This window comes from Neisseria sp. P0006.S009 (genome assembly GCF_051962915.1).
GTDB classification, from domain to species: domain Bacteria; phylum Pseudomonadota; class Gammaproteobacteria; order Burkholderiales; family Neisseriaceae; genus Neisseria; species Neisseria subflava_E.
In genome coordinates this window covers 245,115-257,874 of sequence record NZ_JBQCUV010000002.1, presented here as the reverse complement: position 1 = coordinate 257,874, position 12,760 = coordinate 245,115, and the positions used below count along the sequence as shown (strand labels likewise).

The window sequence follows — 12,760 nt, the reverse complement described above, 5'->3', positions numbered from 1 at the left end:
CCTGCGTAGGCCTTCACGAAACCAGCATATGCAAAAACCTTCTCTCAAATCCAATTTCTACTTTTTCAGCAGCAACCGCCATCAAAATTTTTTAAGGGGCTGTACTAGTAGATTAGCCCTAAATTTCACACCATTTTTGCAGGATTTTTAGCTGCCGGGACGGTGTGCCGAAGTTAAATCGAAATTCGCATTCTTTCAAGAACAACGGGAAAGATTTGCGATCGATTCCGTTGTATTTTCGCAAGACACGTTTTGCCTGATTCCAAAAATTCTCAATGCCGTTAATGTGGTTCTGACGGTCGGCAAATTCCTTGGAATGGTTGATGCGGTAATGGATGAAACCGCTCACGTCCAACTTGTCGTAGCTACTCAGACTATCGGTATAAACAATACTGTCCGGCATGATTTTCTTTTTGATGACAGGGAGTAACGTTTCAGACTTGGCATTATCCACCACAACGGTATAGACCCGTCCGTTGCGTTTCAGAATGCCGAAGACAACCACTTTTCCTGCCGCACCGCGACCACGTCTGCCTTTACGCCGTCCGCCGAAATAGCTTTCGTCCAGTTCGACAGAGCCCTCAAAAACCTCATCGGCAGCCAAGGCCAAATGATAGTTGATAACCATGCGGATTTTACGGTAGAACAGTGCTGCCGAATTGGGATGGATACCCAAAATATCGGCGGCAGAACGGGCGGTAACTTCGAGTACAAAAAAACGAAGCAGTTCTTTCTGTACTTTTTTTCTTTAATTTGCAGTGAGTTATCTTCATATTTCGAGGGTAACATATCTGCTAATCTAGTACAGCCCCTTGTTTTCAATAATGTTAATGTTAATACGTAACAAAAACAAATTCCTGCTTGTAGGTTAAAATCAGCATATGCTAATATGCGCAACAACAGGTTTTTCCAGAATAATCTGTGCTAAAATGCAGGATTAGATGGAAAACTCTATCCGAATTCGGTACAATACCGACGAATTATTTCCCTTAAACAACCTGCCGCAAGGCGAAAAGGAACGACTGACATGTCAAACATCGAACAACAAGTTAAAAAAATTGTTGCTGAACAACTGGGCGTAAACGAAGCCGAAGTGAAAAACGAATCTTCTTTCCAAGACGATTTGGGTGCTGACTCTCTGGACACCGTAGAACTGGTGATGGCTTTGGAAGAAGCTTTCGGCTGCGAAATCCCTGACGAAGACGCTGAAAAAATCACTACCGTACAATTGGCTATCGACTACATCAACGCCCACCAAGGCTAATCGGTCGCACCAAACATCCAGCCTCTGCTGCGCCATCGCAATAGAGGCTTTTACCTTATTATTAAACCCCTGAAATTTCAGACGGCATGAGTTTTGCCCGTTTTCACGAAGAAAAAGAGCAAGGCTGCCGCGAAAATCCCGACAACCAACAGCGAGATTATCATGAGTCAGAGAAGAGTAGTCATCACAGGTCTTGGCCAAGTATCACCGGTCGGCAACGACGTCGCCACCGCATGGAGCAATCTGCTCGCAGGCAAAAGCGGCATCGGACGGATTACCCGCTTTGACGCATCCGACATCAACAGCCAAATCGCCGGCGAAGTTCGCGATTTCGACATCGGCCAATACATCAGCGCGAAAGAAGCGCGCCGTATGGACGTGTTCATCCACTACGGTATTGCCGCCGCCCTGCAAGCCATCAATGATTCAGGCTTGGACGATTTGGAAACCCTCGACAAAGACCGCGTCGGTGTCAACATCGGCTCCGGTATCGGCGGCCTGCCCAGCATCGAAGCGACCGGCAAAGCCGTTATCGAAGGCGGCGCGCGCAAAATCAATCCTTTCTTTATTCCGGGTTCGCTGATTAACCTGATTTCCGGTCACGTGACCATCCTCAAAGGCTACCGCGGCCCGAGTTACGGCATGGTTTCTGCCTGTACAACCGGCGCACACTCCATCGGCGACTCTGCACGATTGATTAAATACGGCGACGCAGACGTGATGATTGCCGGTGGCGCAGAAGGCGCGATCAGCACTTTGGGCGTCGGCGGTTTTGCCGCCATGAAGGCACTTTCCACCCGCAACGATGACCCTGCTACCGCTTCCCGTCCGTGGGACAAAGGCCGTGACGGTTTCGTTATCGGCGAAGGCGCTGGCGTGCTGGTGTTGGAAGAATTGGAACACGCGAAAAAACGCGGTGCGAAAATTTACGCCGAAATCGTCGGCTTCGGTATGAGCTCCGATGCTTACCACATTACTGCGCCTAACGAAGAAGGCCCTGCATTGGCCGTTACCCGCGCCCTGAAAGATGCCGGCCTGAATCCTGAAGACGTTGATTACGTTAACGCACACGGTACATCGACTCCTTTGGGAGATGCCAACGAAACCAAAGCCATCAAACGCGCTTTGGGCGATCATGCGCGCAAAGTCATCGTTAACTCCACCAAATCCATGACCGGCCACTTGCTCGGCGCGGCCGGCGGTGTGGAAGCGTTGTACAGCGTGTTAGCGGTACACGAGCAAAAATCTCCACCGACCATCAACATCTTTGAACAAGACGTTGAAGCCGGTTGCGATTTGGACTACTGCGCCAACGAAGCACGCGATGCGAAAATCGACGTTGCCATCTCCAATTCCTTTGGCTTTGGCGGTACCAACGGCACATTGGTATTCAAACGCTTCAAAGACTGATAGAAGGTTTTAAGTAGATTAAAAGGCCGTCTGAAACTAGGTTTCAGACGGCCTTTTTTATTTTAAAATACAAATATTCTTGATAATCTGTATCATTTATATAAAAATATCGACTCCAATCAATATTGCCCGGATTTTGACGGGCAATCAACCCAATTACATTTTTAAGGAGTCTGCAATGAAAACCATCCGTATTCTAGCATTGGCCGCTGCACTGGCCGCCGTGCCTGCATTTGCGTCTGATTTCGGCCATGAACAGGCATTGACCATAGACGGCAAGCCTGCCCATCTGGCAGAAACTTCAGCCCGTATTTTGGCAAACGAAACCCTGACTGCGCCGCAACTGGTCGAAGATATCACTGATGGATTCGGTTCGAAAAAAATTCCAGGTTATAAATTGATGATTATGGGCCGCACTTATTCGGTGGCGGCAGAAACCAAACCGCCGAAAGAGGGCCAAACTCAGTGGCGGGACAATACGTTCATTCATCGCGGCGTAAAACTGTTTGTCGGTATTCCGGTCAAAAACGCCAAGATGGATTTGGCGTCTGCCAGATTGATTAATATCGGCGTGGTTGACGATAACGGTGGTGCTGCGCCTCATGATGAGGGTGAAAAAATCCGTCCGGTCGGCAAACAGCTGATGTCTCCGGATACCAAAGTGGAAAATGCGAAACTCAATATTGCCAAACTGACGTTGCCAAATATGAAATTGGGCGAAACCAGTGGCGGTGGTGTGAAATTGGAAGCATCAGCAACATTGGACGGTAAGCCGATACAGACTAAAATCGACAGCACTTTCTCCCGCTTCTATTCCGCTAAACCAGCCGCTACACGGCCGTTTATGGCAGATGCACGGTTTGTGAAATAATCGTAAAGGCCGTCTGAAATCCAGTTTCAGACGGCCTTTTATATAACGAAACTGCATAAGTTTAGTTCTGTATAAATTAAAGGTAAGGAGTTAAAAAAGCGTAGAATGGCGATTTTAAAAATTCATCATTGGAGGTCGATCATGACGGTAACGATTTTAGACGGTGGAATGGGGCGTGAACTGCATCGGCGCGGCGCACCGTTTCGTCAGCCGGAATGGTCTGCTTTGGCTTTGATGGAAGCGCCGGATATTGTACGCGAAACGCATTTGGACTTTCTTCGCGCAGGCGCACAGGTGATTACGACCAACAGCTATGCGCTTGTTCCATTTCATATCGGGCAGGAGCGCTTTGATGCTCAAGCTGCCGAATGGGCAAGGCAGGCCGGCCGTTTGGCGCGTGAAGCGGTGGAACAAAGCGGGACTACTGCAAAAGTAGCCGCAAGCCTGCCGCCATTATTCGGTTCTTACCGTCCTGACTTGTTTGACAAACAAGTCGCACCTGCTTTGGCTCGCCCTTTAATATCGGGTTTGATGCCGTTTGCTGATATTTGGTTGGCAGAAACCGTATCCAGCTTGGAAGAAGCGCGTTTCTGGCGCAGCAGTCTGCCTGATGACGGTAAGCCGTTTTGGGTATCGTTTACTTTGGAAGATACGATGCCGCATGATGTACCGGTGTTGCGTTCGGGGGAAAACGTGCACGAGGCGGCGGATTTCGCGGTAGAAATAGGTGCGGCGGCAATGTTGTTCAATTGCAGTCAGCCTGAAGTGATGGCGGAAGCTTTGAAAGTGGCACATGAAGCCCAAGGCCGTCTGAAACTGGGTGTTTACGCCAATGCATTTGAACCGGTAAAAGGACAGATGAACGAGGCCAACGACGGTTTGGACCCGATTCGCGCCGATGCCACTCCGGAAAATTATTTGGCGTGGGCGAGACAATGGGCGGATTTGGGCGCGGAAATCATCGGCGGGTGCTGCGGTATCGCACCTGAACATATCCGTGCGTTGGCGCAAGGATTTAAGGCCGTCTGAAAGCGGCTGCATAATATTTTGATACGGTTAGAACAGGCTAAAAAAGCCGGTAATGCCGTCGCTTCACAAACACATAATTATAAAAATCAGGAATAAACATGTCGCAAAAATCTCAAATCGGCTTGGTTGCACTGACGGCCTTGGTTATCAGTTCCATGATTGGTTCGGGTATTTTCAGCCTGCCGCAGAATATGGCTGCCGTTGCAGGTTCGCAGGCTTTGCTGTTGGGTTGGCTGATTACCGGTGTGGGCATTATCTTTCTCGGCCTATCATTTTCGGCCTTGTCCAAACTTAAGCCCGAATTGGACGGTGGTATTTATACGTACGCCCGCGACGGCTTCGGCGATTTGATGGTTTTTTTCTCGGCGTGGGGCTATTGGCTTTGCACCACGGTCGGTATTGTCGGCTATTTGGTGGTTGCGTTTGAAGCAGTAGGCGGATTTGTCGATACGCCGGACAACGTGATTTTCGGCAAAGGCAACACATTTGCTGCTTTTGTTGGAGAATCAGTAATTGTGTGGCTGATTTACTGGTTGGTAGTGCGCGGTATTAAAGAAGCGGCAGGAGTGAACCTGATTGCGACGGCAGTCAAAGTATTTCCGCTGATTTTATTTATTGGTATGGCAGCCTATTTCTTTCAAACCGAAGTGTTTATGTCCGATTGGACAGGGGCGAGCCTTGCTACGCCTGAAAATCCTGATGTCAGCCTGATGACGCAGGTGAAAAACACAATGCTGATTACGCTGTGGGTGTTTACCGGTATTGAGGGTGCGGCGGTTTTGTCCAAGCATGCGCGAAGTCGTGCTGATGTTGGTCGAGCGACCATTATCGGAGTCAGCTTGACGCTGGCAATGTATGTGGCAATTACCGTCTTGGCTCAAGGCATTTTACCTCGTGCGGATATTGCTGCAATGGCTAATCCGTCTATGGCGGGCGTGTTGGCGCACATGGTGGGCTCTTGGGGTAAAGTGTTGATTTCTTCCTGCCTGATTGTGTCTGTGCTGTCGTCTTATTTAAGCTGGACGCTGTATGCGACCGAGATTCCGCACATGGGTGCGAGAAACGGCGCATTTCCAAAATCGTTTATCCCGTTGAATAAAAACGAAGTGCCGCAGGGTTCGTTGATGTTTACCACCTTGACCGTGCAGTTTTGCCTATTGCTGGTGTGGTTAAAAGGCGAGGATTATTCTGCTTTGCTGATGGTATCGACTTCCATGATTTTGATACCGTATCTGTTAATTGGTGCATATCTGCTCAAATTATCGCTGACACAAAAGGCTGCAGCAAAATACCGTCTTATCGGCGCGGCAGCAACGCTTTATGCGGCTTGGATTGTCTATGCGGCAGGCACGGAATATTTGCTGCTGTCAGTCTTGCTCTATTTGCCCGGCGTATTGCTGTTTCTCTATTCGCAAAAGAAACACTACGGAAGTTGTCAGTTCAACCGTATGGAAAAAGCCGTATTGGTATTGCTGTTGATTTTGGCTGTGCCGGCCGTACAGCAGTTTGTCGCTAGCTTACAAGCGTAAACAGAAAGGTTTGAAAAAGGCCGTCTGAAATCCAGTTTCAGACGGCCTTTTATTGATAAAACCGATTCAATACCGCATCATTTTGTTGTCCACCTGCATTGCCCAAGCATCAATCCCGCCTTGCAGGTTGTAAAGGTTTTCAAATCCGGCGTCTTCCAAATACATTGCCGTGTGCAGGCTGCGGATGCCGTGGTGGCAGTAAACGACGATGGGTAAATCATCGTCGGGCAGCTCATTTTGACGCAGGGGGATGAGGTTCATCGGGATATGAATGGCGGCGGGTAGGGTGCAGATGGCACGTTCTTCATCGGTGCGGACGTCGAGCAGATGAAATGCGCGGCCTTCGTCCTGCCATTGTTTCAATTCGGTGGGCGAGAGTTGGATGATGTCGGTCATAGGGTTGGGTAAAAGTATGAGGCCGTCTGAACTTTCAGACGGCCTGTTGTTTAAAAATCGAAATCGCCGAACGGATTGGCCGATTTGTCTTCCAAGTGTGCCACGACGGTGTCGAACAATACCTTTTCGGAAAACTCATTGCCGTTGCGCGTCAGCAAAAGCGCGCGTTGTACCGGTTTGCGGCCGACGATGACCACCATACGGCCGCCGTCTTTCAGTTGCTCTTTTAAGATTTCAGGCACGCTGTCTACTGCGCCGCCTACATAAATCGCATCAAAAGGAGCGCCTTGCGATGCTTCGGTCAGGCCGTTGTTTTGCACATAATCGACGTTGGTAAAGCCCAATTCGTCCAAAACTTTTTTGGCGCGTTGCTGCTGTTCGGCATCGATGTCATCGGTTACGACTTTGCTGGCCAGTTTGGACAGCAGGGCAGTTGCATAGCCTGAGCCTGTACCGATTTCTAAGACGGTTTCGTCTTTTTTCAGTTTCAAACCTTGAGCCAGGCGGGCAACGACTTTGGGTTCCAACATCTTATGACCATTGGCCAGCGGCAGCTCCATATCCGCATAGGCCAAACCTTGAAAAGCCTCGCCGACAAAATGTTCGCGCTCGATCTCCTCCAAAGCATCCAAAATGTCGAAGTCCAAGACATCCCACGGACGAATCTGCTGTTCAACCATATTGAAACGCGCTTTTTCAAAGTCCATATTTGTGCTCCGTTCAATTCTTAATTTTATCGAAGCATACATTATAAATCCTTGTCGGAGAGTGTGCCATCTTTCAGACGGCCCCGGAGGCCCGTTAATAATTGCCAAGCGCACATATATCCACTAAACTTTCACATTACACGACGCTACAACAAGCAACAACCAACACACGGAGCAATAAAGATGTATCACCAAATCGGAATGTGGGACCAAAAATGGGTTATCGGCAACTGGAAAATGAACGGCCGACTCCAAAACAACAATGCGCTTATGCACCGCTTCCGTGTCATGCCAACCGCAGAACGCGTGTTAATCGGCCTGGCCGCTCCGACCGTTTATCTGTTGCAACTGCACAACGCCATGCAGATTGTTTTGAACAATCGCATCTTGACCTGTGCGCAAGACGTGAGCCGTTTTCCCAATAATGGCGCGTACACCGGCGAAGTGTCCGCCGAAATGCTTGCCGACATCGGTACAGACATCGTCCTCATCGGCCACTCCGAGCGCAGCCTTTATTTCGGCGAGAAAAACGAAATCCAACGCCGCAAAATGGAAAACGTCCTCAACGTCGGCCTGATCCCATTGTTGTGCGTCGGCGAAAGCTTGGAAGAACGCGAAGCCGGTAAAGAACACGAAGTCATTGCTCACCAGCTTTCCATCCTGCAAGGTTTGAACACCAAAAACATCGCCGTTGCCTACGAGCCGGTTTGGGCGATCGGTACAGGCAAAGTCGCCACTGTCGAACAAATCGCCGACATGCACGCATTTATCTACAAAGAAATCTTGTCTTTGTGCGGAAGCGATGTTAAAATCCGCGTTCTTTACGGCGGAAGTGTGAAAGCGGATAACGCAGCCGACATCTTCGCAGTACCTCATGTAGACGGCGCATTGGTTGGTGGCGCGTCATTATCATATGACTCCTTTACCGCCATCATCAACGCAGCACAAGCCTCGTAGAAAACATATGGAAGCCTTTAAAACCCTTATCTGGATTATTAATATTATTTCCGCTCTATTTGTAATCGTGTTAGTATTGCTGCAACACGGTAAAGGCGCGGATGCCGGCGCAACATTCGGTTCCGGCAGTGGTAGCGCGCAAGGCGTATTCGGTTCTGCTGGTAATGCCAACTTCCTCAGCCGCTCGACTGCTATTGCTGCAACATTTTTCTTTGCGACCTGCATGGCAATGGTGTATATTCACACCCATTCCAGTAAGCACGGTTTAGACTTCAGCGATGTGAAGCAGACCCAGCAAGCTCCTAAGCCTGCAACGCCTGCACAAAACAATACAACTCCTGTTGCTCCGAATCCTCAGCAGCAGTAAGACAATTTAATTTATGCCGACATGGTGGAATTGGTAGACACGCTATCTTGAGGGGGTAGTGGCCGTAGGCTGTGCGAGTTCAAATCTCGCTGTCGGCACCACATTAGAAAATCTAACCGCTTTTTAGCGGTTATTTTTTCGTCTTGAGAATCTGCCTTTCATTTATTTTTAGGCCGAGACAGGGAAATACAATGAAGCGTTTGGTTGTCGGCATCAGCGGTGCCAGCGGTTTTCAGTATGGCGTGAAGGCTTTGCAGCTTTTGCGTGAGCATCAGGTAGAAACACATTTGGTGGTTTCGCAAGGGGCGGAGATGACCCGCGCTTTGGAAACGGATTACACCAAAGAAGACGTTTATGCTTTGGCGGATGTCGTACATTCTGTCCGTAATGTCGGGGCAAGTATTGCCAGCGGATCGTTTTTGACGGATGGAATGTTAATTGCGCCGTGTTCAATGAAAACCTTGGCTTCGGTTGCCCATGGATTTGCCGATAATTTGCTCAGCCGTGCGGCGGATGTAACGTTGAAAGAGCGGCGCAAGTTGGTATTGATGGTGCGTGAAGCACCGTTAAACTTGGCGCACATTGAAAATATGCGCCGCGTGACAGAGATGGGCGGTATCGTGTTTCCTCCCGTTCCGGCTTTATATCAGAAGCCCGAATCCATCGAAGATATGATTACACACAGCGTCTCTCATGCTTTGGACTTGTTCGGCATCATTCAAAACGATGTGCCGCGCTGGCAAGGTTGATGTTTCAGACGGCCTGAGCATAAGTTACGACTGAGAAGGAAGATAAAAGCCATGCAAACGATTCCTGCCAATATAGTGAAGTTTTTGAGCAATCATCATGTCGTCAGTATTGCTGCTGCGGAAGAGGGCGAAGTTTGGGCAGCTTGCTGTTTTTATGTGTTTGATGAGGCGAATGCCCGATTGATTGTGCTGACTTCTTTGAAAACGAAGCATGGCGGAATGATGAGTCGTTCTGCCAAAGTAGCCGGCACCATCGCCGGTCAGCCTGACAGTATCACGAAAATCAACGGTGTTCAGTTTGCGGCGACTGCCGCTTTGATTGAAGATGAAGCGGATTTGAAGGCGGCGCAGTCTTTATTTTACAAAGCGCATCCTGCTGCTCGAGTGATGAAAAGTGATGTCTGGGCGTTGAATTTAGATAATGTAAAATTCACTGACAATAAATTGGTATTCGCACAAAAAACGTACTGGAATCGCGAGGATTAAGAAAAGGCCGTCTGAAAGATGAAATTTCAGACGGCCTTTGGTAATGTTACAAATTAATCGTGTCCGAGCTCGACAGTTTTGTCTTTGTAACGTGTATCAGGAACCAAAACGATTTTCTCGTCCACTTTGCCGATGGCTTTCACGTCTTTGCCCGGATAGTCCAGCTGGTGCAGGAAGTAGCGGATACAGTTCAAACGTGCACGTTTTTTGTCGTCGGAGCGGATGATGACCCAAGGCGCGTCGCCGGTATGGGTGTGGAAGAACATGGCGTTTTTGGCTTCGGTGTAGTCGTCCCAGCGGTCGAGCGACTGGATGTCCACAGGGGACAGTTTCCAGTGTTTCAGTGGATCGTCACGGCGAGAGATGAAGCGACGGAGTTGTTCTTCACGGGATACGGAGAACCAGAATTTGAACAGATGGATGCCGCTGGCAACAAGCATACGTTCCAATTCAGGGGTTTGACGCATGAAGAGCAGGTATTCGTTAGGTTCGCAGAAGCCCATTACGCGTTCTACGCCGGCACGGTTGTACCATGAGCGGTCGAAGAATACCATTTCGCCTGCGGTCGGCAGGTTTTGGATGTAGCGTTGGAAATACCATTGGCCGCGTTCGGTAGTGGTTGGTTTCTCCAAAGCAACCACGCGTGCGCCACGCGGATTCAGGTGTTCCATGAAGCGTTTGATGGTACCGCCTTTACCGGCTGCGTCGCGGCCTTCAAACAGGCTGACAATACGCTGACCGGAATCTTTAACCCAGCTTTGTACTTTCAACAATTCGATTTGCAGCTTCTGTTTTTCTTTTTCGTAAACAGAGCGGCGCATACGTTGTTTGTACGGGTAATTGGCAGGAAGCGGTGCGCTGCTGGAATCCTCGTCTGAACCGCGTCCTTCGTGTTCCAAAACAGCCTTTTCGAATACTTGCAGCTGGTCTTGTTTCTCGCCCAGTTCAACATTCTCGAACGGTTCTAATTGGTGGTCTGCCATAAAGTCTCCTTATCGATTAAGTTTTAAATGATATGGTGTGGTATGACTTGATTTTACCTCTTTATGCTGTATTAGCCTACATAAAATTACACATAAGCAATTTTTTCCGGTGTGTTTGATAATTTTTGTAAAAACAGCGTATAATCAGCCTATTTGTATCATACATCATGCCTTATTTCGCCCTGTTCGACGATGCGGTAAGCGGTCGTGCAAAACTCTATCAAAATCATGTGGAAAGCTGCCTTTTTCATCATAACGAACTGGCGTCGTTGGATGATGTTTTGCAGGTAGGTTGGAAAAAAGGCCTGCATGCAGTGTTGTTTGCAGACTACGAATTCGGATTGCCACTGATGGATATTTCATCCGCGCGCAGTGGCAATTTGCGTTTGCACTGGTTTGCCGATTGTTCCGAAATCAATGCCGAAAACTGGCTGGCCAATCATTCAGACGGCCTTGAGGCAGGCATCTCCACTCCCCGATTCTCCGTATCCGAAGCCGATTATCTCGAGCATATCCACCAAATCCACGAAGCCATCCGCCGCGGCGATACCTATCAAATCAATTACACCGCACGCCTGTACCTGCAAACTTACGGTAATCCGATTCAACTTTACCGCCGTTTGCGCCAGCCTGTGCCGTATGCTGCTTTGTCTTGTCTGCCTGACGGGGCAGGGCAGGAAGTGTGGACTTTGTGTTTTTCTCCCGAACTTTTCCTCAAAATCGATTCAGACGGCCTGATCACAACCGAGCCGATGAAAGGTACTGCGCCGATTCTTCACGATGGGAAAGATGAACGCCGCGCCGTTGAATTGCAAAACGACCCGAAAAACCGTGCCGAAAATGTGATGATTGTCGATTTGTTGCGCAATGACCTCGGCAAAATCGCGCAAACTGGCAAAGTCCGCGTGCCTGAACCGTTTAAAGTTTCCCGTTTCGGCAGTGTTTGGCAGATGACCAGTGCCATCAAGGCGCAGGCGCTGCCTGATGTTTCGGTTGCCGATATTCTCCGCGCAGCCTTCCCGTGCGGCAGTATTACCGGTGCGCCCAAACGCATGAGTATGCAGATTATTGAGTCCCTTGAATCCGAACCGCGTGGTTTGTACACAGGCAGCATCGGCTTTTTGCATCCGTGTGATACGGGTTTGGGGTTTGAAGGTGTGTTTAATGTTGTGATTCGCACCTTGTCCCTGAAACCGGTTTCAGACGGCCTTTATCAAGGTGTTTATGGTGTCGGTTCGGGGATTGTGATTGATAGCGATCCTGAAGCCGAATATCGCGAGTGCGGTTGGAAGGCGCGTTTTCTGAATGAATTGCGGCCTGATTTCGGTATTTTTGAGACCATACGTGTGGAAGATAGACAATGCCGTTTGCTTGATTTGCATTTAGGCCGTCTGAACAGCTCGGCGCAAGCGCTCAACCTGACTTGGCCTCAAAATGCGGCAGAGCAAATCCAACACTATATAGATGCGTTGCCAAGCGGGTTATTTAGAGTCAAAGCCGCTTTGTTTTCAGACGGCCTTGCATTGAGTCATGCGGCTGTTTCTGAATTGGATGGGCAACAATACGTCATCTTGAGTGAGCACACATTAAATCAACGCGATTATCTGCGCCGTTTCAAAACCACACGCCGTGAAATTTTTGACCAAGCATGGAAAACGGCAGAAGGGCAGGGCGCATTTGACAGCCTGTTTTTCAATTCAGACGGCCTGTTGTTAGAGGGCGGAAGAAGCAATGTGTTCATCAAATATCAAGGACAATGGCTCACGCCGTCTTTGGATTTGGATATTTTGAACGGGGTAATGCGCCAAGCAGTATTGAAGCAGCCACAGCTATATTTAGGCGCGGATACGATAGGGGAAACCCACATCACGCGCACCATGTTGGAAAATGCGGAAGAAATCCGCTTAAGCAACGCTTTAAGGGGCGTGTTTGCGGTTTCGCTCCGTAAATAAATGGCAATAGTCAAATCATCGTGATTCAAATTGTCGTAAAGCGGCAATATCCGATAGAAT

At 49.0% G+C, this 12,760-nt stretch carries 13 protein-coding genes, 1 tRNA gene and 1 pseudogene; 11 read left to right on the top strand and 4 right to left on the bottom strand.

Going from position 1 to position 12,760, the window contains the following annotated elements; all coding sequences use genetic code 11:
- Positions 1–118: 118 nt before the first annotated feature.
- Positions 119–773: pseudogene (locus ACTHTK_RS05040) on the bottom strand (IS1595 family transposase).
- A gap of 254 nt (positions 774–1,027) precedes the next feature.
- Between ACTHTK_RS05040 and acpP the strand changes: the two are divergent.
- The 5 genes from acpP (at position 1,028) to ACTHTK_RS05015 (ending at position 6,103) form a co-directional block, all read left to right on the top strand.
- Positions 1,028–1,264 (top strand): acyl carrier protein, encoded by a 237-nt coding sequence (gene acpP / locus ACTHTK_RS05035; RefSeq protein WP_003679644.1) that lies wholly within the window; start codon positions 1,028–1,030, stop codon positions 1,262–1,264.
- A gap of 162 nt (positions 1,265–1,426) precedes the next feature.
- Positions 1,427–2,674, top strand: a complete 1,248-nt coding sequence (gene fabF, locus ACTHTK_RS05030) for a beta-ketoacyl-ACP synthase II (RefSeq protein WP_039861923.1) — start codon at positions 1,427–1,429, stop codon at positions 2,672–2,674.
- Positions 2,675–2,852: 178 nt separating this feature from the next.
- The gene (locus tag ACTHTK_RS05025; RefSeq protein WP_107723818.1) at positions 2,853–3,545 is read left to right on the top strand and encodes a hypothetical protein; all 693 of its coding nucleotides are present in this window, start codon (positions 2,853–2,855) and stop codon (positions 3,543–3,545) included.
- Positions 3,546–3,686: 141 nt separating this feature from the next.
- Positions 3,687–4,574 (top strand): homocysteine S-methyltransferase family protein, encoded by an 888-nt coding sequence (locus tag ACTHTK_RS05020; RefSeq protein WP_107723958.1) that lies wholly within the window; start codon positions 3,687–3,689, stop codon positions 4,572–4,574.
- Between the two features lie 98 nt (positions 4,575–4,672).
- Positions 4,673–6,103 carry a basic amino acid/polyamine antiporter gene (locus ACTHTK_RS05015; protein ID WP_440378451.1) on the top strand — a complete coding sequence of 477 codons (1,431 nt, stop codon included), beginning with the start codon at positions 4,673–4,675 and terminating at the stop codon, positions 6,101–6,103.
- A 66-nt stretch (positions 6,104–6,169) separates the two neighbouring features.
- On the opposite strand, the gene ACTHTK_RS05010 is transcribed toward ACTHTK_RS05015, so the two are convergent.
- Both ACTHTK_RS05010 and ACTHTK_RS05005 read right to left on the bottom strand, forming a co-directional pair.
- Positions 6,170–6,499: a rhodanese-like domain-containing protein gene (locus ACTHTK_RS05010; protein WP_101755785.1), complete on the bottom strand. Its 330-nt coding sequence runs from the start codon at positions 6,497–6,499 to the stop codon at positions 6,170–6,172.
- A 50-nt stretch (positions 6,500–6,549) separates the two neighbouring features.
- Positions 6,550–7,206 carry a protein-L-isoaspartate O-methyltransferase family protein gene (locus ACTHTK_RS05005; RefSeq protein ID WP_440378450.1) on the bottom strand — a complete coding sequence of 219 codons (657 nt, stop codon included), beginning with the start codon at positions 7,204–7,206 and terminating at the stop codon, positions 6,550–6,552.
- A 183-nt stretch (positions 7,207–7,389) separates the two neighbouring features.
- On the opposite strand from ACTHTK_RS05005, the gene tpiA reads away from it, so the two are divergent.
- The 5 genes from tpiA (at position 7,390) to ACTHTK_RS04980 (ending at position 9,765) form a co-directional block, all read left to right on the top strand.
- Positions 7,390–8,163, top strand: a complete 774-nt coding sequence (gene tpiA / locus ACTHTK_RS05000) for a triose-phosphate isomerase (protein ID WP_004519014.1) — start codon at positions 7,390–7,392, stop codon at positions 8,161–8,163.
- Positions 8,164–8,170: 7 nt separating this feature from the next.
- On the top strand, positions 8,171–8,530 hold the full coding sequence (gene secG, locus ACTHTK_RS04995) for a preprotein translocase subunit SecG (protein ID WP_293203767.1): 360 nt from the start codon (positions 8,171–8,173) through the stop codon (positions 8,528–8,530).
- Positions 8,531–8,545: 15 nt separating this feature from the next.
- Positions 8,546–8,631 (top strand) — tRNA-Leu (locus tag ACTHTK_RS04990).
- Positions 8,632–8,721: 90 nt separating this feature from the next.
- Positions 8,722–9,279 carry a UbiX family flavin prenyltransferase gene (locus ACTHTK_RS04985; protein ID WP_004464450.1) on the top strand — a complete coding sequence of 186 codons (558 nt, stop codon included), beginning with the start codon at positions 8,722–8,724 and terminating at the stop codon, positions 9,277–9,279.
- 51 nt (positions 9,280–9,330) lie between these two features.
- On the top strand, positions 9,331–9,765 hold the full coding sequence (locus ACTHTK_RS04980; RefSeq protein ID WP_440378449.1) for a hypothetical protein: 435 nt from the start codon (positions 9,331–9,333) through the stop codon (positions 9,763–9,765).
- A 53-nt stretch (positions 9,766–9,818) separates the two neighbouring features.
- Here the strand turns inward: ACTHTK_RS04980 and ppk2 are convergent, their stop codons facing one another.
- Entirely contained in the window at positions 9,819–10,748 is a 930-nt protein-coding gene (ppk2, locus tag ACTHTK_RS04975; RefSeq protein WP_063068373.1) for a polyphosphate kinase 2, read from the bottom strand.
- Between the two features lie 167 nt (positions 10,749–10,915).
- Between ppk2 and ACTHTK_RS04970 the strand changes: the two genes are divergently transcribed.
- A complete protein-coding gene (locus ACTHTK_RS04970; protein ID WP_440378448.1) occupies positions 10,916–12,700 on the top strand; it encodes a chorismate-binding protein in 1,785 nt (594 codons plus the stop codon).
- Positions 12,701–12,760: the final 60 nt, after the last annotated feature.